At 64.7% G+C, this 25,305-nt stretch carries 21 protein-coding genes and 1 pseudogene; 7 read left to right on the forward strand and 15 right to left on the reverse strand.

The window, feature by feature from the left end; all coding sequences use genetic code 11:
- Positions 1–36 precede the first annotated feature (36 nt).
- The 5 genes from BMX61_RS05330 to BMX61_RS05350 form a co-directional block, all read right to left on the reverse strand.
- Complete coding sequence (locus BMX61_RS05330; RefSeq protein WP_407703739.1) at positions 37–789, reverse strand: HAD family hydrolase; 753 nt, start codon at positions 787–789, stop codon at positions 37–39.
- A gap of 33 nt (positions 790–822) precedes the next feature.
- Positions 823–2,139, reverse strand: a complete 1,317-nt coding sequence (gene waaA / locus BMX61_RS05335; RefSeq protein WP_075629167.1) for a lipid IV(A) 3-deoxy-D-manno-octulosonic acid transferase — start codon at positions 2,137–2,139, stop codon at positions 823–825.
- Positions 2,140–2,254: 115 nt separating this feature from the next.
- On the reverse strand, positions 2,255–2,488 hold the full coding sequence (locus BMX61_RS05340) for a DUF4170 domain-containing protein (RefSeq protein ID WP_075629168.1): 234 nt from the start codon (positions 2,486–2,488) through the stop codon (positions 2,255–2,257).
- A 59-nt stretch (positions 2,489–2,547) separates the two neighbouring features.
- A complete protein-coding gene (locus BMX61_RS05345) occupies positions 2,548–3,393 on the reverse strand; it encodes a 3'(2'),5'-bisphosphate nucleotidase CysQ (RefSeq protein ID WP_234794600.1) in 846 nt (281 codons plus the stop codon).
- Between the two features lie 127 nt (positions 3,394–3,520).
- On the reverse strand, positions 3,521–4,867 hold the full coding sequence (locus BMX61_RS05350) for a TldD/PmbA family protein (protein ID WP_075629245.1): 1,347 nt from the start codon (positions 4,865–4,867) through the stop codon (positions 3,521–3,523).
- Between the two features lie 139 nt (positions 4,868–5,006).
- On the opposite strand from BMX61_RS05350, the gene BMX61_RS05355 reads away from it, so the two are divergent.
- Entirely contained in the window at positions 5,007–6,836 is a 1,830-nt protein-coding gene (locus BMX61_RS05355; protein ID WP_075629169.1) for a monovalent cation:proton antiporter-2 (CPA2) family protein, read from the forward strand.
- Positions 6,837–6,866: 30 nt separating this feature from the next.
- On the opposite strand, the gene BMX61_RS05360 is transcribed toward BMX61_RS05355, so the two are convergent.
- The 4 genes from BMX61_RS05360 to BMX61_RS05375 all read right to left on the reverse strand — a co-directional run bounded on the left by BMX61_RS05360 (position 6,867) and on the right by BMX61_RS05375 (position 11,048).
- A complete protein-coding gene (locus BMX61_RS05360) occupies positions 6,867–7,757 on the reverse strand; it encodes a patatin-like phospholipase family protein (protein ID WP_075629170.1) in 891 nt (296 codons plus the stop codon).
- A 69-nt stretch (positions 7,758–7,826) separates the two neighbouring features.
- Complete coding sequence (locus BMX61_RS05365) at positions 7,827–8,291, reverse strand: NUDIX hydrolase (RefSeq protein ID WP_210186266.1); 465 nt, start codon at positions 8,289–8,291, stop codon at positions 7,827–7,829.
- A gap of 55 nt (positions 8,292–8,346) precedes the next feature.
- Positions 8,347–8,907 carry a 16S rRNA (guanine(966)-N(2))-methyltransferase RsmD gene (rsmD, locus tag BMX61_RS05370; protein WP_075629171.1) on the reverse strand — a complete coding sequence of 187 codons (561 nt, stop codon included), beginning with the start codon at positions 8,905–8,907 and terminating at the stop codon, positions 8,347–8,349.
- 5 nt (positions 8,908–8,912) lie between these two features.
- Positions 8,913–11,048 carry a pseudouridine synthase gene (locus tag BMX61_RS05375; RefSeq protein ID WP_170854901.1) on the reverse strand — a complete coding sequence of 712 codons (2,136 nt, stop codon included), beginning with the start codon at positions 11,046–11,048 and terminating at the stop codon, positions 8,913–8,915.
- A gap of 84 nt (positions 11,049–11,132) precedes the next feature.
- Here BMX61_RS05375 and BMX61_RS05380 point away from each other — a divergent pair, with 84 nt between their 5' ends.
- The 3 genes from BMX61_RS05380 to BMX61_RS05390 all read left to right on the forward strand — a co-directional run bounded on the left by BMX61_RS05380 (position 11,133) and on the right by BMX61_RS05390 (position 14,480).
- Positions 11,133–11,561, forward strand: a complete 429-nt coding sequence (locus tag BMX61_RS05380) for a nucleoside deaminase (protein WP_407703740.1) — start codon at positions 11,133–11,135, stop codon at positions 11,559–11,561.
- A gap of 176 nt (positions 11,562–11,737) precedes the next feature.
- Positions 11,738–12,721, forward strand: a complete 984-nt coding sequence (locus BMX61_RS05385) for an ABC transporter substrate-binding protein (protein WP_075629248.1) — start codon at positions 11,738–11,740, stop codon at positions 12,719–12,721.
- Positions 12,722–12,767: 46 nt separating this feature from the next.
- Entirely contained in the window at positions 12,768–14,480 is a 1,713-nt protein-coding gene (locus BMX61_RS05390) for an ABC transporter permease (protein ID WP_083639585.1), read from the forward strand.
- 53 nt (positions 14,481–14,533) lie between these two features.
- Here BMX61_RS05390 and BMX61_RS05395 read toward each other — a convergent pair whose 3' ends face one another.
- From BMX61_RS05395 to BMX61_RS05420, 6 genes are all read right to left on the reverse strand, one after another.
- A complete protein-coding gene (locus tag BMX61_RS05395; protein WP_075629172.1) occupies positions 14,534–15,589 on the reverse strand; it encodes an ABC transporter ATP-binding protein in 1,056 nt (351 codons plus the stop codon).
- A 68-nt stretch (positions 15,590–15,657) separates the two neighbouring features.
- Positions 15,658–16,137, reverse strand: a complete 480-nt coding sequence (locus BMX61_RS05400) for a GNAT family N-acetyltransferase (protein WP_075629250.1) — start codon at positions 16,135–16,137, stop codon at positions 15,658–15,660.
- A 138-nt stretch (positions 16,138–16,275) separates the two neighbouring features.
- Positions 16,276–16,893 (reverse strand): GPALPP1 family protein, encoded by a 618-nt coding sequence (locus BMX61_RS05405; protein ID WP_075629173.1) that lies wholly within the window; start codon positions 16,891–16,893, stop codon positions 16,276–16,278.
- A 455-nt stretch (positions 16,894–17,348) separates the two neighbouring features.
- Complete coding sequence (gene ileS, locus BMX61_RS05410) at positions 17,349–20,312, reverse strand: isoleucine--tRNA ligase (protein WP_075629174.1); 2,964 nt, start codon at positions 20,310–20,312, stop codon at positions 17,349–17,351.
- A gap of 314 nt (positions 20,313–20,626) precedes the next feature.
- Positions 20,627–21,613 (reverse strand): bifunctional riboflavin kinase/FAD synthetase, encoded by a 987-nt coding sequence (locus BMX61_RS05415; RefSeq protein WP_075629251.1) that lies wholly within the window; start codon positions 21,611–21,613, stop codon positions 20,627–20,629.
- Positions 21,610–22,458, reverse strand: a complete 849-nt coding sequence (locus BMX61_RS05420; RefSeq protein ID WP_075629175.1) for a TIGR01459 family HAD-type hydrolase — start codon at positions 22,456–22,458, stop codon at positions 21,610–21,612. The genes BMX61_RS05415 and BMX61_RS05420 overlap by 4 nt, the downstream gene beginning before the upstream one ends.
- Positions 22,459–22,805: 347 nt before the next feature.
- Between BMX61_RS05420 and groES the strand changes: the two genes are divergently transcribed.
- The 3 genes and pseudogenes from groES to BMX61_RS05435 form a co-directional block, all read left to right on the forward strand.
- Positions 22,806–23,102 (forward strand): co-chaperone GroES, encoded by a 297-nt coding sequence (groES, locus tag BMX61_RS05425; RefSeq protein WP_075629176.1) that lies wholly within the window; start codon positions 22,806–22,808, stop codon positions 23,100–23,102.
- An 89-nt stretch (positions 23,103–23,191) separates the two neighbouring features.
- On the forward strand, positions 23,192–24,829 hold the full coding sequence (groL, locus tag BMX61_RS05430) for a chaperonin GroEL (RefSeq protein ID WP_075629177.1): 1,638 nt from the start codon (positions 23,192–23,194) through the stop codon (positions 24,827–24,829).
- A 219-nt stretch (positions 24,830–25,048) separates the two neighbouring features.
- Positions 25,049–25,305 (forward strand): annotated as a pseudogene (locus tag BMX61_RS05435) (IS630 family transposase); the annotation flags it as partial.

Genomic DNA, 25,305 nt, shown 5'->3' on the forward strand with positions numbered 1-25,305 from the left:
CCGCGGACTGTGGCTCCTATCCTTCGGTCCGATGCTCTAACTCGGATCAGACGCCAGCCTCGCCAACAGCGCCGGCAGTTGGGTGATATCGTCAAGGCAATGGTCGCTAGCCTCGGCAAGGGAAGCAGGCGATCCGGTGCCAGTCAGGACAGCGACCGTCAGCCCCACGCTCGCCGCGCGGCCCATATGCAGGTCGTGATTGTTGTCGCCCACCACCGCGACGGCCTTTGGGGCGAGGCCGGTGGCGGCGCAGAAAGCGAGCACCATGCCCGGCTCCGGCTTGATGCCATGGCCGGAATCATAGCCGGCAACAAAATCGAGAGCGCCGGCAAAGCCGAAGCGGCGCGCGGTCTCGCGAATCGAGGCTTCGTTGTCGGAGGAGGCGACGCCCAGCCTGTAGCCCGCTGCTTTCAACCCGGCGAAGAACGGCGCGAGATCGGTGACGGGCACGGCAGCGGCGGCCGCCTCCTTGAACATGCCGTCGAAAAGCGCGGTCAGCGCATACGGCGAGAAAGATGCGCCGGCAGCGACCATGCCCTCGGCGATCTCGCGTGTGCTGCCGGCGGCCAGTAGGCTGTCGGGCGTCACGTGTCCGGTGAAAGGGTCCATGCCGCAAGCCGTGAGCAGATGGTCGGCCAGCGCCTGGTCGTCGCGCGCGGCAAGACGGGCGATCCGGTAATTGATTGGCACCCAGCTTTTCGCATAGTCGAGCAGCGTGCCATCCTTGTCGAACAGGATGCCGGCAATCCGCGTGCGCGCCATCCCCTCCCCCGCTTTGCCGATGGCCATGCCTGTCCTCACGCCTGCGCCTTCAAGGCTATGTCAACTCTCGCTGCGCGGCTGCAGCCGGGCTTTGACGCTCAAGGGGTTGATATAGGGCTCCAGCCCCCGGATCGTTGCCGACAAGGCGCCGCGCATTTCATGCACCGTCTGCTGCCCTGCTTCGATCATCTGCCGGCGCACATCCTCGTTGACCAGCAGATAGTTGACGCCCTTGGCCAGCATCTCGACATCGCGCACGATCTTGGCGCTGCCGTTCTTGGCCAGCATCTGATAGGTCTCGCGAAAATTCTGGACATTGCCGCCCGAGAGAATGGCACAGCCGAGCATGGCCGGCTCGATCGGGTTCTGCCCGCCCTCGGCGGTCAACGAGCGCCCGACGAAGGCGACATCCGTCAGCCTGAGATAGAGGCCCATTTCGCCGATCGTATCGCCGAGGAAGACGTCGACATCCGCGTTCAGGGGATCGCGGCGGGTGCGGCGCGCCACGCGCAGGCCACGCTGGTTCAGCATATCCTCCAGCGCGTCGCAGCGGTCGGGATGGCGGGGCACGATGATGGTGAGAAGATCGGTACGGGGCTTCAGCGCGGCATGAACGGCAGCGGCCGCGGCTTCCTCGCCATCGAAGGTGGAGATGGCCGCCCAGGTGCGCCGGCTGCCGAGCTGCTGGCGGTAGGTCTTGAGCGAGCCGGCGTCGAAGGGGGGCAGGTCAGTATCGACCTTGAGATTGCCTGACACCAGCACCGGCAAGGCGCCAAGCGCGCGAAAACGTTCGGCATCGACCTCGGACTGGGCAATGACCAGTGCCAGATGTTCGAACAACGCTTCGGCAAGCCACATCCGCTTCTTCCACCGGGCAAAGGAGCGGTCGGAGAGGCGGCCATTGACCAAAACCTGCGGAATATGTCGCCGGCCGAGCTCGACGATGGTCATCGGCCAGATTTCCGATTCGGCGATGATCGCCAGATCCGGCTCCCAGTAATCGAGAAAGCGGCTGACCGCCGGCTTGAAGTCCAGCGGCACATATTGGTGGATGACGCCGGGATCCAGTCGCTCGCTCACCAGCTTGGCCGAGGTGGTGGTGCCCGTGGTGACGATGACACCGATGCCCCGCGCCTGGATCTCCTTGATCAGGGGAATGACGGCATTGGTCTCGCCGACGCTGGCGGCATGAAACCAGACCAGCGGCCCTTGCGGACGCGGCTGGCTGGCAAACCCATAGCGCTCGTCGCGACGCTTGGAATCTTCGCGCCCCTTTGCCGCCCGCATGGCGAGATAGGCGCCCATGAAGGGATAGGCGGCCGCACCGGCCCAGCGATAGGTGGAGAGCGCCAGCCGCGCGAGAGGGCGGGTGGTCATCCGTTCCGGTCTCCGGAGAAAGCGAGGATCGCGAAGGCGCGGAAACGCCATGCCGCCGGGCGCTGGGCGGCATGGCGGAAGCTGCCCGGCCGGCTGGCGGCGCGGCGGGGGCCCATCAAGCCTTTTCCGGATCCAGAAGACGGTGCATGTGGACGATGAAATAGCGCATATGCGCATTGTCGACCGTTTGCTGCGCCTTCGCCTTCCAGGCCGTCAGCGCCGTCTCGTAATTGGGGAAGATGCCGACGAGATCGAGCTTCGACAGATCGCGAAACTCGATCTCCGTCAGGGTTGTCAGCTCCCCGCCGAAGACAAGGTGCAACAATTGTTTCTTTTCGGATTGAGGCATATCAGAACGTCCATGTGGCATTCAGGTCACAGGTCATGTGCGGCATTGCGGCAGAAAGGTCAATGGCCGAGCGTGCCATCGCCCTCCATGTCCCCAAGCCCGGCATCGGCCAGCGCCGCAAGAGCGTGCTTCGACCCCGCCATCAGCATGCCATGCATCACGCTTTGTCGGTTGTAGATCAGCGGTGCACTGCTCATATCGACGAGCGCTCCACCGGTTCGCGCCAGGATCAGGTCGGCGGCCGCCAGGTCCCAGTCATGGGCGTTCTTCTTGACGACCGTGGCATCAATGCGGCCATCGGCAATCATCGCCAGGCGGTAGGCGAGCGAGGGCACATGCGACACCCGATGGATGAGAGTGCGCGCCGGCAGCGCCATCTTTTTCAGAAGATCTTCCCCAAGCGCGACATCGAGCTGCGCTTTGCCCGAGGCCGCGGCCCCCTCCAGCCGTGCGCCGTTCAGCAAGGCAGGCCCGCTCAGCGTTGCCTGATAGATCTGCTTGAGCGCCGGCGCCACCAGGACGCCCGCCACCGGCCGGCCGCGATGGACAACGGCGACGCTGACGCACCAGACGTCGCGGCCGGCGATGAAGGCGCGCGTGCCGTCGATCGGGTCCACGACGAACAGGGTCTCGCAGCGCAGCCGCGCCGGATCATCATCGGTCTCTTCAGACAGCCAGCCGTAATTCGGCCGCGCCGCGAGGAGCCTGTCCTTGAGGATGTCGTTGGCGGCGTAGTCCGCCTCGCTGACGGGCGAGCGATCCTCGGTCTTGAAGCGAACCTTGGGGTTGGCGCCGAAAAAGCCCAGCGCCGCGACGCCGGCAGCCTGCGCCGCCGAGGTGATGAGGTCGAGATCGTTGCTCCAGGGGTCGCCTCCGAGGCCGCTGCTGATGTGCGAATCGTCCACCGCCGCTCCTTTCCAAAGTGATGCGAGGCCTTGAGCAAGGTGAAGGCCCGGCGGATACGCTCAACCGGCCTAACGCCTCGACATCAGCTCCTGTTTCGCGCGCAGGTCCGGGCGAGGCCTCGCGCGGTCAGCGGCCGGCTAGGGTCATGCCCTCGATGGCGAGCGTCGGGGCGGCGGTCCCAAAGGACCGATCGACATCGTTGGCGAGCGTGATCGCCATCAGCATGTCCTTGAGATTGGAGGCAATGGTGACCTCCGAGACCGGATAGGCAATTTCGCCATTCTCGATCCAGAAGCCGCTTGCGCCCCGGCTATATTCACCGGTCAGCAGATTGACACCCTGGCCGATCAGTTCGGTCACATAGAAGCCGGTACCGATGGAGCGTATCAGATCCTCCGGCGTGACCTTGCCCGGCTCGATGGCGAAATTGGTGGAGGCCGCGCCGACGGTCGGTCCGCCCCGCACGCCACGGCCGTTGGTGGCAAGGCCGAGCTCACGGCCGATGGCAGACGACAGGAACCAATGGTTCAGCACGCCATCCTCGACCATGACCAGCGGTCCGCCCGAAACGCCTTCACCATCGAAGGGACGCGACGCCGGGCCGCGCACTACGAGCGGATTGTCGGTGATGCGGATGCCGGAGGCCATGATCTGCTGGCCCATCTTGTCGCGCAGGAAGGTCGTCTTGCGGGCTACCGAACCGCCATTGATGGCACCGGCGATCTGGCTGGCAAGTCCGCGCGCCATGCGCGGATCGAAGACGACGGTGAGGTTCTTCTGTGTCGGCACCTGGCGCGGGGACAGGCGCTTGACCGCCCGCTCGCCGGCCCGGCGGCCGATATCGCCCGGCGCCTTCAGCTCGGCATGATAGAGCTTGCTGTCATAATCGTAATCGCGCTCCATCTTCGTGCCTTCGCCGGCAATGGCGCTGACGGAGACGCCGAAGCGCGTGCCCATATAGTGGCCGGAAAAGCCGTGAGATGTGGCCAGCACCAGGCCGCCGACGCCCGAGGACGCACCGGCGCCGCTCGAATTGGTGACACCAGGCACGGCAAGCGCCGCCGCCTCCGCCTCCAAGGCCGCCTCGCTCAGGGCCTCGGCCGAGACCTCGGTCGGGTCGTAGAGTTCAAGGTCGGGATAGGTCCTGGCGATCCGCTCGGCTTCTGCCAGCCCGGCAAAGGGATCCTCCGGCGAGGCCTTGGCCATGGCGACCGCGCGCTCGGCCAGGATCTTCAGGTCGAAACCCGGATTGGCCGACACGCTGGCCACCTGCCGGCCAACGAAGACCCGCAGCGAAAAATCGTCGCTCTCCGACGATTCGGTCGCCTCCACCTTTCCCAGCCGCACCGAGACCGAGCGGGAGCGGCCGCGCACCACCACGGCATCCGCCTGGTCGGCCCCGGCCTTGCGCGCAAGGTCCACCAGTTCGGACGCTCGTGCTTCGAGCGCGCCGGAATCGATCTCTGCGGACATGATTTCGCCTTTCATTCGGGTCTGGTTCCCATTTATTGTGCGCACGGATAGGCATCAAGACCATGGTTGCCCAATCTTGATCTGCCGCATGGTGCCTCTTGGCCCAGTTCGACCTCAAAGACACATGCCGAGGAGCCTTATGTCCACCACACCCGCGCTCACCTCGCAGGCCCTGCTGCTGCTTGGCGGCGCCGTGGCCGCAGCGCCGATCTTCAAACGGCTGGGCCTCGGCACGGTGCTCGGCTATCTCGCTGCCGGCATTCTCATCGGCCCCTTCCTGCATCTGATTTCGGGCGGCGAGGATATTCTCGGCGTGGCCGAGCTCGGCGTCGTCTTCCTGCTCTTCGTCATCGGGCTCGAACTCAATCTCGGCCGGCTCTGGCAGATGCGGCGCGATATTTTCGGCCTCGGCACGGCGCAGGTTCTGGTGACCGGCGGCCTTTTGTCAGCAATCATTTACGAAGTTGGCCTCTTTCCCTGGTCGGGCAGCATCATCACCGGCTTCGGCCTGGCGCTCTCCTCCACCGCCTTTGCCCTGCAGATTCTGGAGGAGAACGGCGACAACAACACGCGCTATGGCCAGCGCGCCTTTTCCGTTCTGCTGCTGCAGGATCTGGCGATCGTGCCGCTCCTGGCGCTGATCCCTCTGGTGGCCCTGCAGAAGCCGGAGGATACGACGCCGCCTTATCAGGATTTCGCCGTCGCCATCGGCGCGGTTCTGGTGCTGGTGGCCGCCGGCCGCTATCTCATCAATCCGCTGTTCCAGATTCTGGCGCGCACCGGCGCGCGTGAGGTGATGATCGCCGCCGCGCTCTTGATCGTGCTGGGCGCAGCCACGCTGATGCAGATGGCCGGGATGTCCATGGCAATGGGGGCCTTTCTCGCCGGCGTGCTTCTGGCGGAATCGTCCTATCGCCATGAGCTGGAGGCCGATATCGAGCCCTTCAGGGGGCTGCTGCTGGCCCTGTTCTTCATGGCTGTCGGCCTGTCGCTCGAAATCGAAGTGCTGATCGAGCATCCGCTGCTCATCGTGCTGTCGGTGCCGCTCCTGATGCTGATCAAAGCGGTGGTTCTCTACAGCCTGTGCCGCATGACCGGCTCGTCGCATAATGATGCGGTGCGCATCGGGCTTCTTTTGCCGCAGGGCGGAGAGTTTGGCTTCGTGCTGTTCAGCGCTGCGGCGGCGGCCGGGGTGATGAGCCAGACGGATGCCTCGATCCTCGTCGCCGTGGTCACGCTTTCCATGGCACTGACGCCGGCTGCTGCCATGCTGAGCCGGGTGCTGATGGCCGACACCGCCAAGGAAGACGAGGAAATCGAAGAGGATTTCGAAGGAGCCGGCGCCGATGTGCTGATGATCGGCTTCTCCCGCTTCGGCCAGATCGCCGCGCAGATCCTGCTGGCCGGCGGCCGCGAGGTGACGGTGATCGATCATTCGGCGGCCCGCGTGCAGCAGGCGGCAAGCTTCGGCTTCCGCATCTATTTCGGCGACGGGACGCGCAGCGACGTCCTTCGCGCCGCCGGCATCGAACGAGCGAAGATCGTCGCGATCTGTACCCATCAGGTGGAGATGACCGACAAGATCATCGACCTCGTGCAGGCGGAATTTCCCAACGCCCGCATTTATGCCCGCGCCTATGACCGGCTGCACACGCTGTCGCTGCGCGCGCGCGGCGTCGATTATGAGCTGCGCGAGACCTTCGAATCCGGGCTGCTCTTCGGGCGCCGCACGCTGGAAGGCCTTGGCGTCAGCGAGTCGCAGGCGCAATCGATCGGCGATGACATCCGTCGGCGCGACGAGGAACGGCTGGCACTTCAGGCCGTGGACGGCATCACGGCCGGCCGCCACATGCTGCTTTTCAAGCCTGTGAAGCCGGAGCCGCTGATCAAGCCGAAGCGCGAGGCGGCATCCACGCTGGGACCGGACGAAGAAATCGCCGCCGCCGTCGCCCGCGCTGCCGGGGAGTAGAAGACAGACCTGCTGCTCGACGCCAGCCCGTCAGGCGCTGCCGCCCCGCGCGCGTAGCGCCTCCTCCAGCGCCCGCTTGACGCTGTCCTTTGCCGGCGCCGTGCGGGTGAGAATCTCCTGGGCTTTCAGGAAATCCAGCACACGAAACCGTCCGACGTCAGGGCGCACCATGAAGGTCGGCGGCGCGGCGCGGCTCTTCATGCCGATGATCGCCTGCATCATCAGCTGCGTCGCGCCGAACATGACGTCCATGCGGCCGGGCACGGTGGTGCCATCGCCCTCCGGCCCGCCAACGACATCTACGCCGATGACGATTTCTGCCTTATCCGTGAGCTGATCGAAGGGAACGGGATTGACGATGCCGCCATCGATCATCACGCGGCCCTCGACGCGCACCGGCTGAAACACGCCCGGAATGGCGGCAGAGGCGGCAATGGCCTGACGAAGATCGCCTTTGGTGAGACCGATTTCCGTTTGCGCATAGTAATCCGTGGCGACGACGATCAGAGGGATCGCCAGATCCTCGAAACGGCGCGGGATGGTCTCCGGCAGAAAGCCTTCAAGCACGCGTTCGAGCGAGTAGGGCCCGAGACCGAAAGTCCCGCTCATCATCTCGGCAAAGCTGGTGGGTCTGAGCCGCCAGAGACGGGCAATGACATCCGCCCGCCGACCGACGGTGGCCAGCGCCACCTCGCGGATCTCGGCGCCGCGCATGCCCGCAGCCATGGCCGCCCCCATGATCGCGCCGATGGAGGAGCCCGCGATGATGAAGGGCTTAATCCCCATCTCGTCCAGCGCCTCGATCACGTGAATATGCGCAAGCCCCCGTGCCCCACCGCCGCCGAAGGCAAGGCCGATGCGGGGAGCCGGTGAATTCACACCCTCTGCAGGCCTTGGCTGCAGATGCGCAGCGTCATGCATGGTGGCGATCCTTCTGCTGCAGCGGTTCAATCAAGCCAGAGAGGACGATGGTTCTTTTCAAGAAGGGCATCAACCCCTAGGCAGGCGCAATGCGATGAAGGCATAGGCCTCATGGAAGATCGGATGCCAGTCGTCATCAAGCTGGCTCTCCAGAGGGTGCCAGAAGAAGGAAAAACGCTGACCGCCATCATCCTGAGTGTCATGGTGCCAAGCTTCCGGCAGATCATCCGCCCGCCACGCGAAGACGTGCCACAGAGTATTGCAATTGATGATTCTGCAGGTGCCGAGATCGATGGGATCGGACTGCATCGTCAGTCCGCTTTCCTCCCAAAGCTCCCTTGCCGCTGCGCGCAGGGGCGCCTCGCCGGGCTCGATGGTTCCCTTGACGAACTGCTTGCCGGCCAGTGGATGGCAGAAGGCGAGAAGCTCGATCTTGCCTCCACGCCGTCTGTAGACGACCGGGCAAGCCTTTTCGACGATGCTCATGGAGGGAGGAGGACCCGGCATGAGGCGATTGTCAATGCCGCTGCTCATCACAAACGATCCGGCTTGAGCTCCTTACCGCCTGAGCTTGGCGGCATCGCTTCATTCAAGCCGAGCCGAAACGATAGAAATGCATACGAGTATCGCCGAAGGTGCGAACCTCCAGCGCCCGGAAGGGCTCCGGCAGGATCGGGGTAACATCGGCGTGCTCTTCGAGGATCGCCAGCGCGCCCTCGACCAGCCAGCCGCCTTTCAGCGCGGCACCGAGCGCCTTTTCACCGAGCCCCTTTCCGTAAGGCGGATCGGCGAAGACAAAATCGAAAGGCTCCAGCGTGCCGATCGGACCAAGGTCGGTGGCATCCCGACGATAGATGCGGGTATGGCCCGTCAGGCCCAGGGCCTCGACATTGGTGCGCAGAAGCCCGCGCCCCTCGGCGCTGAGCTCCACGAAATGGGCATAGCGGCAGCCGCGCGAGATCGCCTCCAGCCCCACCGCGCCGGTGCCTGCGAAGAGCTCCAGCATACGCGTGCCGTCGATCGCCTCGGGATAGGCATGGGCGAGGATGTTGAAGAGGCTTTCGCGCGTGCGGTCGGAGGTGGGACGAATCGCATCCGTCCTCGGCGCCTCCAGCGCGCGGCCACGAAACGTGCCGCCGACGATCCGCATCGCGCTTAGCCCTTGCGGCCGCGCGGGGCGCCACCCGGCCTGCCGCCGAACGAGCCTCCGCCACCGGAACGGCCACCGGGCTTTCCGCCCCCTGGCTTTCCACCGCCCGGTTTGCCGCCAAAGGACTTGCCGCCGCTCGGTTTGCCACCAAAGGGCTTGCCGCCCGGAGCGCCATCGCTCTTGCGGCCGAAAGGCTTCTGCGTGGCTGAACGCGGCTTGCCGCCCTCGCCGCCAAAATTTCCGCCCGGCTTGCCTGCGCCGCGATTGCCAAAGGGCCGGTCGCCGCCTGTACGAGCGCCACCGGACCTGTCACCGCCGGAACGGTCGCCAAAGGACTTGTCGCCGAAGGACCGCCCTTTTCGTTCGCCGCCACCGTCACGGCCGCCGCCATCGCGTCCACCACCACCGCGGAAGCCACGGTTCGGGCGCTCACGATCACCGGAATCGCGCGGCGAACGCTCGCCGCGCGGCCCACCGCCGTCGCGGCCTCGGCCACGCCCGCCGAAATCGTCATCACCGGGCTTGTTTTCGGCGCGAATCCATTCGCCCTCGTCGTCGCGTGCCTTGAGCACGCGTGGACCAGCCGGCGGCCGGCGGTCAGAAAAACCCGTGGAACCCTTGCTGTCGGGATCGAACTTGCGGGTGCCGGCGGACTTGCCGCCATCGGCCGTGCGGCCAAAGCGCTTGCCGCGCGGGATATCGTCACGGCGCAGCGGCTTGTCGGCGCCACCCTCATCCCCACCCTTTTCCGTGACCGGACGCGCACCGGGCGCCATCCAGACATTGGAGCGCCGGGTTGAGCTCAAGGGTTCGCGCTTGGGCTTGCGCGGCGGCTTGTCTCCATCACGGCCCTCGTCGCCACGGCTGTCCCGGCCCCGCCCCTGTGGACCGCGCCCTTGCGTGCGCGGCTTGGTGTCGAGACGGGCAAGCAGACGCTCGCGCCGCTCCACCGGCTTTTCCCACCGCGTGTTCTCCGGCTCGGCCTTTTCGGCCTTCTCCGGCGCGCCATGGTCAAAAAGCGGCGCCTCGAAATTGGCCTTTGCATCCTCGATCAGCCTGGGGCCGAGCTGGTCGCGCAGCGTGCGGCCGCGAATTTCCTGAACGGCGCCCTCGGGCAGATCGCCGAGCTGGAACGGGCCATAGGAGACACGGATCAGCCGGTTGACATCCAGGCCGAGCGCGCCGAGCACGTTCTTGATCTCGCGGTTCTTGCCTTCGCGCAGGCCCATGCTGATCCAGACATTCGAGCCTTGGACCTTGTCCAGCGTCGCCTCGATCGCGCCGTAGAGCACGCCATCGACGGCGATACCGTCCTTCAGCGTGTCGAGCTGCGCCTGTTCGATCGTGCCATGGGCGCGCACGCGGTAGCGGCGCAGCCAGCCCGTGGTCGGCAGTTCCAGCACCCGGGCAAGGCCGCCGTCATTGGTCAGCAGCAACAGGCCTTCGGTGTTGATGTCGAGACGGCCGATCGACAGAACACGCGGCAGGTCGTCCGGCAGACGGTCGAACACGGTGGGCCGGCCTTCCGGATCGGAATTGGTCGTCACCAGGCCGGCAGGCTTGTGGTAGATCCACAGCCGGGTCCGCTCCGGCCCGCGCACCGGCTGGCCATCCACCTCGATCTCGTCGGAGAGGGTGACATTGACCACGGGCGTTTCGAGCACCACGCCGTTCAGCCGCACGCGGCCTTCCATGATCATGCGCTCGATATCCCGGCGGGAGGCGACGCCTGCACGCGCCAGCACCTTGGAAATGCGCTTGGGCTCTTCGGCGCCGACACGGGCGCCCTCGGCGCTGCCGACGCGGGCGGCATCCTTGCTGCGGCCCGTCGCGGGACGAGCGGCAGACTTGACGGCAGCGGACTTGCCGGCCGGGCGCTCGCCCCTGTCGGCTGACGCGCCGGCGGATTTGGCGCGCGGCTTTAAGCCGGCAGCCTTGTCACCCTGGCTCCGGTCGCCTTGGCTCTTGTCGCCATAGCTGCGGTCGCCATCGGCCTTCGCCTTGAAGCCGCCGCTCTTGAAACCACCGCCTTTGAAACCAGCTGGCTTGTCGCCGGGCTTCTTGCTGAATTTGCTGCCCGAGGGCCCGCGCGCGCCGGTGGGCTTGCCGCCCGGGCGCTGCGGCTTATCATTCTTTGTCATTTGTGTTGCCTATCGTTTGATGCTCTCCTATCAGGTCGCAACCGGCGGGTTAAGAGGAAATTCATCGCCATGCGGAGCGGCTTCATGGATCGCGCCTTGCAGCAGGCCCTTGCGGCCGGACAGCGCGGCGAGGTGCCGGTCGGCGCAGTGGTGGTTCTGGACGGACGCATCATCGCCGAGGCCGGAAACCGAACGCGCGAAAAGCGCGATGTCACCGCCCATGCGGAGATCGAGGCGATCCGCCAGGCCGCACGGGTGCTCGATGCCGAGCGGCTCAATGGCGCCGATCTCTATGTGACGCTGGAGCCTTGCGCCATGTGCGCGGCGGCAATCTCCTTTGCCCGTATCCGGCGGCTTTATTATGGGGCGGAGGATGTGAAGGGCGGCGCGGTCGACAATGGTCCGCGCTTTTATGCGCAGGCCACCTGCCACCATGCGCCCGAGGTCTACTCCGGGCTCGCGGGGGAGGACGCGGCCCGGCTGCTCACCGATTTTTTCGGCCAGCGGCGCTGAGCGGACGTCGACCCTCAAGACCTGCCGGCGCATATGCCAAAACGTGAAAATTCTTCTCGTGAAAACAAAGCTTTGCGATTGTCATCTGACTGACATCCGCGCTGCCTAAATCTGTGCGCACATGCTCGAGTTTCTTCTTCGCCTTAGCCTTGAGCAACAGCGAGACCCCCATGATCCTGCGCTCTCTTCTTTCGCTTGCCGCCGCCTCGCTCATGGCCACGGCTGCCTTCGCCCCCGCCGCTGCGGCAGAGGACAAGCTTGTCCTTTACACCAGCCAGCCGAACACCGATGCGCAGCAGACAGCGGACGCCTTCATGGCGAAGCATCCTGGCATCAAGGTAGAATGGGTGCGCGACGGGACGCCGAAGATCCTTGCCCGCCTGCGTGCCGAAATCGAGGCTGGTCAGCCCCAGGCCGATCTCCTGCTGATTGCCGATGTGGTGACAATGGAGGGCTTGAAGAAGGAAGGCCGCCTGCTCGCCTATCCGCAAGCTGACATCCAGGCCTTTGACCCGGCGATCACGGACCGCGACAAGACCTATTTTTCGACGAAGCTGATCACGACAGGCATCGTTTATAACGCCAAGGCCCCGTTCGTGCCCAAAAGCTGGCAGGATCTGACGGACAAGCGGGCGCGCGGGCTCATCGCCATGCCAAGCCCGCTCGCATCCGGCGCGGCGCTGATTCATACGGTGACGTTGACCGAAAACCTTCCCGGCGGCTGGGACTATATCAAGGCGCTTGGGACCAACGAGGCGCAGGCGAGCGGCGGCAATGGCGATGTTCTGAAAGCCGTCTCGGGCGGAGACAAGCTCTATGGCATGATCGTCGATTTCATGGCGATCCGCGAAAAGGCCAAGGGCGCACCTGTCGATTTCGTCTTCCCGTCCGAAGGCGTGTCCGCCGTGACCGAGCCGGTGGCGATTTTGAAGACAGCGAAGAACCCGGAGGCTGCCAAGGCCTTTGTCGATTTCCTGCTGTCGGCCGAGGGCCAGGCGCTTGAAGTAAGCCAAGGCTATATCCCAGCGCGCAACGATGTGGCCCTGCCGGCCGGCTATCCGCCGCGCGCCTCCATCAAAGTCCTGCCCTTCGATGCGGCCAAGGCTTTGAGTGAGGAAAAGGCGAACAAGGACACGTTCGCCGACGCGATGGCGCAGTAAAGAGGCGGCCCGGCTCCTGCGTGCCCCTCCTGCACCTGCCCGCCTGATGCCAGCCCTGCAGTCGGCGCGCGGCCCGGCTCGGTCGCGAGAAGAGGTCGGCCTGCAGCTTTTGGCGGCCTTGATCCTCGTCATCGTGTCCGGGCTCACGCTGCTGCCGATGGGCCGTCTCGCTCTGGTCGCCCTCGCGCCCGGCGGCGAGATCGATCTTGCCGGATGTCTTGCCCGCATCGCCCGGCCGGCCGCCTGGAGGGCGCTGGTGAATACGCTGGATACGGCGTTCTTCGGCGCCTTTGCCGCGCTTGCCCTGGGCGTGCCCCTCACACTGGCCGCCGCGCTGACCGATGTGCCGGGCCGCCGCGCGCTCGGCTATTGCATCATCCTGCCGCTGATGATCGCGCCGCAGGTGACCGCCATCGCCTGGCTGCATCTGTTCGGACCGTCAAGCACGCTGCTGCAGCTCCTCCATCTCGCTCCGGCCGCCGGCACACGAAATCCGATGCTTGGGCGCAGCGGCATCATCCTGCTCTACGCCGTGCAGCATGCGCCCATCGTGTTCATCACGCTGCGTGCCGGCCTGGCGCAAGTGCCGCGTGATCTCGTGGAGGCCGCGCGCTCCAGCGGCGCGCGGCCGCACCGGGTTCTCGCCACCATCATCCTGCCGCTCCTCCGGCCCTATCTGGCAGCAGGCTTCTCGCTGGCCTTTATCTCCGGCATCGGCAATTTCGGCATTCCCGCCTTGCTCGGCATGCCGGTCAACTATCTGACGCTGTCGACGCTGATCTACCAAAAGCTTTCCAGCGCCGGGCCGGACGTGCTGCCGGATGTGGCGGCCCTGTCACTGATCGTCGCACTCGCCTCCCTCGCTGGAATCGGCCTGCAAAAGATCGCGACGGGCCGGAAAACACGCCATGTCACGGCCGGTCCTGCCGCGCAGCTCGCGCTTGGCCGCTGGCGGCTTCCAGTGGGAATTTCCGTTTGGGCGGTCATGGTGCTGATCCTCGGCCTGCCCGCCCTTGCGCTCGTCGCCACCTCGCTCATCCCGACCTTCGGCGTGCCGCTGAGCGCGGCGACGGTGACGCTGGACAATTATGCGGAGGTGCTGTTTCGCCAGGCATCGACCACGCGCGCCTTCACCAACTCCTTCCTCATGTCGGCGAGCGCAGCACTGCTGCTGGCCGGCTTCGCCATTCCGCTCAGCTGGTTCCTGCGCCGCTGGCCGAAGCGGATAGCGGCATGGATCGATAGCGCGATCGACCTGCCCTATGCGCTGCCCGGCATCGTGCTGGCGATCGCGGCGATCCTCCTGTTCTTAAAGCCGCTTCCGCTCATCGGCAGCCTTTATGCAACGCCATGGATCATTCTGATCGCCTATCTCATGCGGTTCCTGGCACTGGCGAACAAGCCGGTCAGCACCGCGCTCGCGCAGGTTCCGCCGGCCCTGGACGAGGCGGCGGCGGCTAGCGGCGCGCGCCCGCTGACGCGGCTTGCCACCATCAGCGCGCCGCTTACCCTGCCCGCGGCGATCGCCGGGGCGCTGCTCGTCTTCATGAGCGCCTTCAACGAACTGACGGTTTCCGCGCTGCTCTGGTCCTCGCGCCATGAGACGCTGGGGGTCGTGCTGTTCAGCCTGGAAGAGGCCGGCCTCGGCACGCAGGCCGCCGCCATTGCCGTGACCTCGCTCGCCGTCGTCATTGCCACACTCGCTGCGATAGACCGCTTCGGCCGCCGTCTGCCGCCAGGCGTGCTGCCCTGGCGCTGAGACCGGCCTCAGGCTTCGTCCATGCCCTTGTCGATGGCAGCTGAGGACCTTCGTCAGGACGATTTTGGATCGGGCACCACCCAGGCATCGTCCACGGCGACAGAGACAGGCGAGCCCAACGCAAGCGCATGAGGCGCATCGACAACCAGCCGGCCGCCAGCAACGGCGACTTCGATTTCATATGCCGGACCGTGATAGGTCGAGCGCCTGACAAGGCCGGCGATCCCACCCGATCCTGCATCCACCAGACGCAGCGCCTCCGGCCGCAGAAGCACATCCGCCGGCCCCTGCGGCTGGCCTTGGCTGCGGGCGAAAAAGGAGGTCTGGCCGCAGATCACGCGGCTTCGGCCGGGTTCGTTCGGCGTGACCTCGGCTGAGATCACGCCGCCACGGCCGATGAAGCGGGCCACCATGCCTGTTGCGGGCGCACGATAAAGCATCTCGGGCGTGGAGAACTGCAAGAGCTTTCCGTGGTCCATCACCGCGACCCTATCGGCCAAGGCCAGCGCCTCGGCCTGATCATGCGTGACATAGACGATTGTCCGTCCGGTCGCGCGGTGAACCTGGCGGAAGGTTTCCAGCATCGCGGCGCGCAGGTGCACGTCGAGATTGGCCAGCGGCTCATCGAAGACGATGACATCGGCTTCGGCGACAAGGCATCGGGCCAGCGCCACGCGCTGCCGCTGGCCGCCGGACAGATCCGCCGTATCGCGCGCGTCAAAGCCGCCGAGCTCGACCGTGGCCAGCGCTTCGGCCACCCGCCGCTCGATCTCGGCGCTGCCGACACCGCGCATCTTCAGGGGATAGGCGACATTGCCCGCAACGGAAAGATGCGGCCAGAGCGCATAGGACTGGAAGACGACGCCGACATTGCGCTCCTCCGGCGGCACCACGGCTCGGGCATCGCTTATGGTCCGCTCATTGAAAAGGATCCGTCCGGCATCCGGCCGCTCGAAGCCGGCAATCAGCCGCAGGAGCGTGGTCTTGCCGCAGCCGGAAGGACCGAGCAGTGCCGTGAAGGATCCGCTCGCCAGATCGAGCGAAACGGCATCCACCGCTGTTTCGCCATGAAAGGACTTGGTGATGCTCTCGATTTTGATCGGGGTCATGGAGGGCCTCAGGCGGCGGTTGCGGCTTTCGCGAGCCCATGCGCCAGCACAGACCCCGGCATCATGCGTTAACCCTTGGCAAAGGCCTCGAGTGCTGCGCCGGACAGGCGATAGCGCGTCCATTCGTCCAGCGGCTCCGCGCCAATGCCGCGATAAACGCGGATCGCCGGCTCGTTCCAATCGAGCACGCTCCATTCGAACCGGCCGCAGCCCTCTTCGATGGCGAGGCTGGCGAGATAGCGCAGCATGGCACGCCCGGCTCCCGCTCCACGCGCCTGCGGGGAGACATAGAGATCCTCCAGATAGAGGCCCTTCTTCGCCTGCCAGGTCGAGAATGAATAGAACCAGACGGCAAAGCCGACCGGCGCGCCATCGACCTCCGCCAGGATCGCGCGGGCGACCGAGCCCTCTCCGAAGAGTGCCTCGGCGATGCTGTCCTCGGTCGCCTCGACCTCGTGGCCGGCCTTCTCATAGACAGCGAGCTCACGGATGAAATGCAGGATCGTTGCGCAATCGGCACGGGTGGCGAGGCGAAGCGTTGGTGACATGAAGCAAATCTTGAAAAGGCGGGAATGAAACAGGGCGCCGGGACCGGCGGCGGGAATCATGCGATCAACACCTGTGTGGCCCGCAACGGATAAAAAAGCCCGTATGCAGCGCTGCATACGGGCCATGTTCTTACAAAATCAGAAGACCTGCCACCACTTGCGGCCGGTGCCGTCCACTTCGGCTTCCTTCTTGCGGCGGCGCTCCTTGTCCTGCTCGGGCTCTCCCAGATCGTTGATCTGGTCTTCGGATACGGCGCGATAGGCCAGCGGCGGGTCGCTGAGGAAACGGCGCTTGTCGGAATAGGCGCCCATCTGCGTGCGGCGGGCTTCGCGATAGGCGGCCTGCTGCTCTTCCGCCGTCAGCGCCTTGCTATTGGCCGAGGACTTGGCGAGCGGGGAGACGTAGGTGGAGCTATTGGCGTTTTCCGTTGCCTCGTCGCGCAGACGCTGCCGGGTTTCCTCCGGCGATTCCAACCACTGCGGATTGTCCTTGGAGGCGAGCGACGTCTGCGGCTGGACCAGCGCCGTCTTCTGCGAGGACGGCGGCATGACCAGGCCAGGGCGCGGCTGATATTTCAGGTTCTTCGGCTTTTGGCCTTCCATGCTGACGACATTGCCGAGATCGTCCATGAGATGCTCGCCGGCCGTCTTGTCGGTGCCATAGGTCGGGCCGCCGACGCAGCCGGACAGAACCAGTCCGCTTGCCAGCAAGGCCAGCGCGGCAGTTCCACTGCGCATCTGTCGCGAAATTTCCATGCCTATCCTTCCCGCCAAGCGCCTTCGATGAGGCGTCACGCATCGCCCATGATGCGCCAAGAATGCCATTCGGCCGCCCGGGCCGCACGTCCGCAGATCGCCTGGCCTCGATACCCTGCTCCAGGTCCGCGACACCGGGTGCGCGGCTGGATATGCTCTTGCCTCTGCCATGACATCTCGGCGTCATGAGACGCCAAAATCCCATCGGCCTGCGGCGCAAGCGCGCTGACGCGCACAAGTGCAGCCCTGAATTGCCTTAGATGCGATTGCCCTGACGGACAAATCCGCCGATTTTCAGGCAACCGCCTCTTTTGCCACCCAGCACCCCGTTCAAGGCGCCAGGCAAGCCCGCTCGTCTCTTAGCGCAAGGGCGGCGCAGGCGCAATCAACGGGCTTAGGGTTCTGTTAACAGAACGCCTGCCGCACCCTTTGAGGACGCGGCAGGCGCAAGCTGTTTAAGCCTTGGCGTAGCCGAGTTCGCGCAAGGCCGCCGCATCGCGGGCCGACACGTCGGGAAAGGCCGGGTCAGAGCCGACATCCCGGGTCACCTTCCAGGAGCGGGCGCAGCGCGTGCCTTCGGCAAGCTTCGGCTCGACCGCCACCTTGGTGCCGTCCTCCAGGCGGAAGCTCCCCTCCGGCCCCTCGCCCGAAACGATCTCGATATCCGAGGTGATGCAGATCTCGGCGAAATCGAGACCCTCGAGGGCCGCCATCAGTTCGGGATCGGCGATGTGAACGACAGGCGCCGCCTCGAGCGAGGAGCCGATGCGCTTGTCCTTGCGCTCGATCTCCAGCGCGCCGGTCACGGCACGGCGCACGATACGAACCTTGCGCCATTTTTCCGCAAGCTCCGCATCGCGCCATTCGGCCGGGATCGTCGGGAACTGTTCGAGATGCACGGATTCGGCCTGCGGATCGCGCGAGCGCCAGGCCTCTTCCGTGGTGAACGGCATCATCGGCGCGAACCAGAGCACCAGGCAATCGAACAGCTTGCGGATGACATAGAGCGCGGCGCGGCGCTTCAGGCTCGACGGCGCATCGCAATAGAGCGTGTCCTTGCGCACGTCGAAATAAAAGGCCGACAGCTCGACATTGGCGAAATCGGTCAAGGCACGGGTGATGCGCTTGAAGTCGAAACCGTCATAGGCCTCGCGCACCAGCTGGTCGAGTTCCGACAGGCGATGCAGCATCAGCCTCTCGAGTTCGGGCAGATCGGCATAGGCGATCTCCTCGCCGCCATCATGGGCGAGCGTGCCGAGCATCCAGCGAATCGTGTTGCGGATCTTGCGATAGGCGTCGATATTGGTCTGGATGATGGTCTTGCCGACGCGCAGATCCTCCGCATAGTCGGAACTCATCACCCAGAGGCGGAGGATATCGGCGCCGGCGTCCTTCATGATGTCCTGGGGCGCGGTGACATTGCCCTTGGACTTGGACATTTTCTCGCCCTTCTCGTCCATGATGAAGCCATGGGTGACCACGGCGTCATAGGGCGCACGGCCGCGCGTGGCGCAGCTTTCGAGCAGTGAGGAATGGAACCAGCCGCGATGCTGGTCGGAGCCCTCCAGATAGACATCGGCAGGCCATTTCAGGTCCGGACGGTCTTCCAGCGTGAAGGTGTGGGTCGAGCCCGAATCGAACCAGACATCGAGAATGTCGGTGACCATGGTCCACTGCTCGGCATCATGTTCGTTGCCGAGGAAGCGCTCCTTGGCGCCCGCCGCGAACCAGGCATCGGCCCCTTCCTTCTCGAAGGCTTCGAGGATGCGGGCGTTCACCGCCTCGTCCTTCAGGACGGTGCCAGCCTTGTCGGCAAAGACGCAGATCGGTACGCCCCAGGCGCGCTGACGCGACAGCACCCAGTCCGGCCGCTGCTCGATCATGGCGCGCAAGCGGTTCTGGCCGGCGGCCGGCACGAAGCGCGTGTCGTCGATGGCCTTGAGCGCGCGCGAACGCAGCGTCGTGCCGTCGCCGAGGTCCTTGTCCATATAGACGAACCATTGCGGCGTGTTGCGGAAGATCACCGGCTTCTTCGAGCGCCAGCTATGCGGATAGTCATGCTTGATCCGGCCACGGGCAAACAGGTTGTTGGCAGCGATCAGCGCCTCCGTCACCCGCTTGTTGGCGTCGCCCTTCTTGCCGTTGTCGTCCATCACGCGGGCCGCGCCGCCCTCTGCCGAAGGGCCGAAGCCGGGCGCCTCGTCGGTGTAGAAGCCGGCATCATCGACGGTGAAGGGGATCTTGGTGTCGATGCCGCGGCTGCGCAGCGTGTTTGCGGCGGCCATCCAGGCATCGAAGTCCTCGCGGCCATGGCCGGGCGCGGTATGGACGAAGCCCGTGCCCGCATCGTCGGTGACGTGATCGCCATCGAGCAGCGGAACCTGGAAGCTATAGCCGAGCGAAGCCAGCGGATGGGCGCAGGCGATGGCGGAAAGTTCATCGCCGGCGACATCGCGCAACAGGTTCAGCGTCACCTTGGCCTTGGCGGCGCAATCGCCCGCCAGCTTCTTGGCGAAGATCAGTTTTTCGCCCGGCTGCGGCCCGAAATCATTAGCAGCCTCGGTCACCTCATAGAGGCCATATTCGATACGCGAGGAGAAGGAGATCGCCCGGTTGCCGGGAATGGTCCAGGGCGTCGTGGTCCAGATGACGACGGAGGCGTCTTCGATATCGGGATAGAAGGTCGAAGCGGGGCGCGCGCTAGCGGCGGCATCCGCATCTGGGGCCGGCTGCGCCGGCATGACCGGGAACTTCACCCAGATCGTGTCGCTCTCGACCTCGTGATATTCGACTTCCGCTTCCGCCAGTGCCGTGCGCTCGACCACCGACCACATGATCGGCTTGGAGCCACGATAGAGCTGGCCGCTGACGGCGAGCTTCAGAAGCTCGCCGGCGATACGGCTCTCGGCATGGAAGTTCATGGTCGTATAGGGCCGCTCGAAATCACCCTCGATGCCCAGACGGCGGAACTCGGCCGACTGGATGTCGATCCAGCCTTGCGCGAACTCGCGGCACTCCTTGCGGAATTCGTTGACCGGCACCTCGTCCTTGTTCTTGCCGGCGGCGCGGTATTTCTCCTCGATCTTCCATTCGATCGGCAGACCGTGGCAGTCCCAGCCGGGCACGTAATTGGCATCGCGCCCACGCATCTGAAAGGAGCGGGTGATGACGTCCTTCAGCACCTTGTTCAGCGCATGGCCGATATGGATGTTGCCGTTGGCATAGGGCGGGCCATCATGCAGCACGAATTTCGGCCGGCCGGCGGCCGACGCCCGCAGGCGCTTGTAGAGGTCCATCTCCTGCCAGCGCTTGGCGATCTCCGGCTCCTTCTGCGGCAGGCCGGCGCGCATGGGAAATTCGGTTTCGGGCAGATAGAGCGTCTTGGAATAATCGAGGGTCGTCTCGGCGGATTCGGTCATGGGTGTTTGCTCGGACAGATCTGGCTGCGCGGCAAGAGCGCCGGCGCGGTGGACGAAGGGGAGATGACAGGACGGCGCGGCCAGCCCTTGAACGCCTGACAGGCGGCATCGGGCGGCGCACGAAAACCCGGCCCTTCCGGCGCTTCGCTCAAGCCGCGAAGCGCGGGCGGAAGGCCGGGCCGGTAATTCGAAACAGGGTCTGCCGGGCGCCGATGGTCATGATCGCCCTCTCTAAGGCGTTTCCAAGCGAAAAGGAAGGGGCGCGCGCTCAGAAGCTGATTGAGGGGACACTGCCGCCGGCCGTTATAGCGCAGTCAAAAACACAGGGCCGCATCGATCCCGCTCAGCGGCGTGACGCCGGACAGCAATGCGCGCGCTTCCGCCTCGTCCTGGCGCATCTGGGCGACCAGCGGATCGAGGCCGGAGAATTTCAGCTCGTCGCGGAGATGACCGAAGAAGCTGACGGAAGCAACTTTGCCGTAAAGGTCGCCCGACCAGTCGAACAGGAAGGTTTCCAACAGGGCTTCGCCAGCCTGGGTGACGGTCGGCCGGTTGCCGAAGCTCGCGACACCATCATGCAGCGTGCCGTCGGCCTCGCGGAAGCGCACGGCATAAATGCCGTTCTTCAATTCCGTCGCCGGGTCGAGCCGCATATTGGCCGTGGGATAGCCGAGCGTGCGGCCGAGCTGCTTGCCATGGATCACCTCGGCCTCGACGGTGAAACGGTAGCCGAGCAGGCCGGCCGCCTCGATGACATCGCCTGATTTCAGGAGGCTGCGGATCCGGCTTGAGGAGATGACTTCGGCATTTTCGTCGCGGAAGGCATCGACCAGCGTGACACCGAACCCCTCGGCCTCGCCCGCCTGCATCAGGAAGGCCGGGCCGCCTTCGCGCCCTTTGCCGAAATGAAAATCGAAGCCGGTGACGACATGGCCGGCATGCAGCCAGTCGATGAGGACTTGGCGGACGAAATCGCCGGCCGATAGCTCGGAGAAGGAGCGGTCGAAGGGATATTCGATGACGCAGGCAAAGCCCATGGCTTCCAACAGCCGGGCCTTCAGCGGCGCCTCGGTCAGGCGGAAGACCGGCTGTTCGGGCTTGAAGACGCTGCGCGGATGCGGCTCGAAGGTCAGCACCAGCGCCTTGACGCCGCGCACTTCGGCCTCCTTCAGCGCCCGTTCCAGAACCGCCTGGTGACCGCGATGCACGCCGTCGAAATTGCCGATGGCGATCACCCCGCCCTTCAGGTCGTCGGGCAGAGGCTGGCGGGTCTCGTTGCGGTGAAAGATTGTTGTCGTCATGCGAGCCGTGGCATCCACCATTTCGGCGATGCTCCCTCTGCCTTCAGAAAGGCGTTCAGCTTGGTTTCGTCGGTTTTTTCGCCGACCATGTAGTCTTTCGCATGGATACCGGCGCTGATGTAGAGCAGGTCCAGACCGAAATCGATCGCGCCGCGCACATCGGTCGGCATGCCATCGCCGACCGCCAGCACACGCGCCCGGTCGAGGGCGCCGCGGATCGCCTTGGCTTCCGTCAGCGCCGCGCGATAGATCGGCTGGTGCGGCTTGCCGGCAATGCGGCTTTCCCCACCCAACTCCGTATAGAGCTTGGCGATGGCGCCGGCGCAGGGAATGAGCCGGTGGCCGCGCTCGACCACGAGATCGGGATTGGCGCAGATCATCGGCAGCTTGCGCTTGGCCGCCGGCAGGAGCGTTGCCCGATAGTCTTCCGGCGTCTCGCTCTCGTCATCGAAAAAGCCGGCGCAGATGATCGCCTCCGCATCGTCGCTCGCCACCATCTGCACGCCAAGCCCTTCGATCAGGGGCAGGTCGCGCTCCGAGCCGATGAAATAGACCTTCTTGGGGGCCGCCGAAATCAGCGTCCGCGTCACGTCGCCCGAGGTGACGATGCGGTCATACGCATCATCGGGCACGCCGAGCCCCCGGATCTGTGCGATGACACCGGGCGACGGCCGTGGCGAATTGGTGATCAGTACCACGGTCGCGCCGCGCGCCCGCGCGGCGACCAGCGCCTCGCAGGCCGGGCGAAACGCCTCGACACCATTGTGCAGAACGCCCCAGACATCGCAGAGCACGACGTCGTAGCGGGCGGAAATATCACGAAACTCAGAAATCCGGGAGGGCATGGCGTCTTTACGATCGGCGAAAAGGGTGATCGGTTCATGGCAAGGCTCAGCGCAAAACACAAGCGCCAAGGGCGGGCGAGCGCGTGCGGTCGGCATTTTTGCGCAGTCCGCAGCCAGCCATTCGGCCCTCAGGCCCAGGCTTTTGCCATGGCTCACCGCAACGCATCGCCAGGCAAGACGCCAAAAAGTCACAAAAAATTTGCAAGCCTCGTCCGGTGGCGGTTCTTGACTCACGCTGGACGGATCATTATCTCGACGTTGCTGGCACTCCCCGAGGGTGAGTGCTAACAGTTCATCGCGGGTCCCATCTGCGCGATCCGCACGTCATTTGATCGAGGAAACAGACAATGACAAGCACCAACTTCCGCCCGCTGCACGACCGCGTCGTCGTTCGTCGCGTCGAGTCCGAAGCCAAGACCAAGGGCGGCATCATCATCCCCGACACCGCCAAGGAAAAGCCGCAGGAAGGCGAAATCGTCGCCGTCGGCTCCGGCGCGCGTGACGAGTCCGGCAAGGTCGTCCCGCTGGACGTCAAGGCTGGCGACCGCATCCTGTTCGGCAAGTGGTCTGGCACCGAGGTCAAGCTCAACGGCGAAGACCTGCTGATCATGAAAGAATCCGACATCATGGGCGTCATTGCCTGATTTCGGATTTTGCCTGATTTCGGATTGGTCCGACATCGCATTGCTTGAGACGCTGGATTTCTCCAGCATTCAAACCAGGAGTTTGAGACATGGCAGCTAAAGAAGTAAAGTTCGGCCGCGGCGCGCGCGAAAAGATGCTGCGCGGCGTCGACATTCTCGCTGACGCCGTAAAGGTCACCCTCGGTCCCAAGGGCCGCAACGTCGTCATCGACAAGTCCTTCGGCGCTCCGCGCATCACCAAGGACGGTGTATCGGTCGCCAAGGAAATCGAACTGGACGACAAGTTCGAGAACATGGGCGCCCAGATGGTCCGCGAAGTTGCTTCGAAGACCAACGACATCGCTGGTGACGGCACCACGACCGCGACCGTTCTCGCCCAGGCGATCGTTCGCGAAGGCAACAAGGCCGTTGCCGCCGGCATGAACCCGATGGACCTGAAGCGCGGCATCGATCTCGCCGTTTCGGAAGTCGTGAAGGATCTCCAGGCCAAGGCCAAGAAGATCTCCACCTCGGAAGAAGTTGCCCAGGTCGGCACCATCTCCGCCAATGGCGACAAGCAGGTCGGCGCCGATATCGCCGAAGCCATGCAGAAGGTCGGCAACGAAGGCGTCATCACGGTTGAAGAAGCCAAGACTGCCGAGACCGAACTCGAAGTCGTCGAAGGCATGCAGTTCGACCGCGGCTACCTCTCGCCCTACTTCGTGACCAATCCGGAAAAGATGGTTGCGGATCTGGAAGACGCCTTCATCCTGCTGCACGAGAAGAAGCTCTCCAACCTGCAGGCGATGCTCCCGGTTCTGGAAGCCGTCGTTCAGACCGGCAAGCCGCTCCTCATCATCGCTGAAGACGTCGAAGGCGAAGCACTCGCCACGCTCGTCGTCAACAAGCTGCGTGGCGGCCTGAAGATCGCTGCCGTCAAGGCTCCGGGCTTCGGCGATCGCCGCAAGGCCATGCTGGAAGACATCGCCATCCTCACGGGCGGCACCGTCATCTCCGAAGATCTCGGCATCAAGCTCGAAAACGTCACGCTCGACATGCTCGGCCGTGCGAAGAAGGTTTCGATCTCCAAGGAAAACACCACGATCGTCGATGGTAGCGGCCAGAAGTCCGACATCGAAGGCCGCGTTGCACAGATCAAGGCCCAGATCGAAGAAACCAGCTCCGACTACGACCGCGAAAAGCTGCAGGAACGCCTGGCCAAGCTCGCTGGCGGTGTTGCCGTCATCCGCGTCGGTGGTGCGACCGAAGTCGAAGTCAAGGAACGCAAGGACCGCATCGACGACGCTCTGAACGCAACCCGCGCGGCCGTTCAGGAAGGCATCGTTCCCGGCGGTGGCGTTGCCCTGCTGCGCTCCTCGAGCAAGATCACGGCCAAGGGCGAGAACGACGACCAGGAAGCCGGCATCAACATCGTGCGCAAGTCGCTGCAGTCGCTGGTTCGCCAGATCGCTGACAATGCCGGTGACGAAGCCTCGATCATCGTCGGCAAGATCCTCGACAAGAACGACGACAACTACGGCTACAACGCCCAGACCGGCGAGTTTGGCGACATGATCTCCATGGGCATCGTCGACCCGGTCAAGGTCGTTCGTACCGCCCTGCAGAACGCCGCTTCGGTTGCTTCGCTGCTGATCACGACGGAAGCCATGATCGCAGAACTGCCGAAGAAGGACGCTCCGGCGATGCCGGGCGGCATGGGCGGAATGGGCGGCATGGACATGATGTGATCAGCCAAACGGCTGGTGACACTGATCCATCCGGTTCAGTTGGAGGGCGGTCCCGCAAGGGCCGCCCTTTTTCGTTGTCCCGCGCAAAAATGACGTCGGCCAGAGCCTGCGCACCGGGAGCGGCCTCGAACAGGGCTAAAGCGTGTCGCTGTAAACCTGATTCATGGTTCCAGTTTGTCTTGCTCTGTGATTCACTTTGCCCATGGAAGGAGATGCACCATGGGCAAGCCGCATCCGATCGAGTTGCGTGAGCGTGTCGTTGCGTTTGTGAATGAAGGGCATAGCAACCGTGAAGCCGCTCGGCATTTCCGGGTTTCGCCTCGGTTCGTCAACAATATGATGATGCTGCATCGGTCATCCGGTTCTCTGGCCGCGGCCAAGCAGGGCCACCCGCCTGGTGGTGGGAAGCTTATGGCCCATGGTGACTGGGTCCGCGAGCGGATGTCGGCCCATGGCGAAACGACTTTGGACGAACT

The organism is Xaviernesmea oryzae (assembly GCF_900109605.1).
Taxonomy (GTDB): Bacteria; Pseudomonadota; Alphaproteobacteria; order Rhizobiales; family Rhizobiaceae; genus Xaviernesmea; species Xaviernesmea oryzae.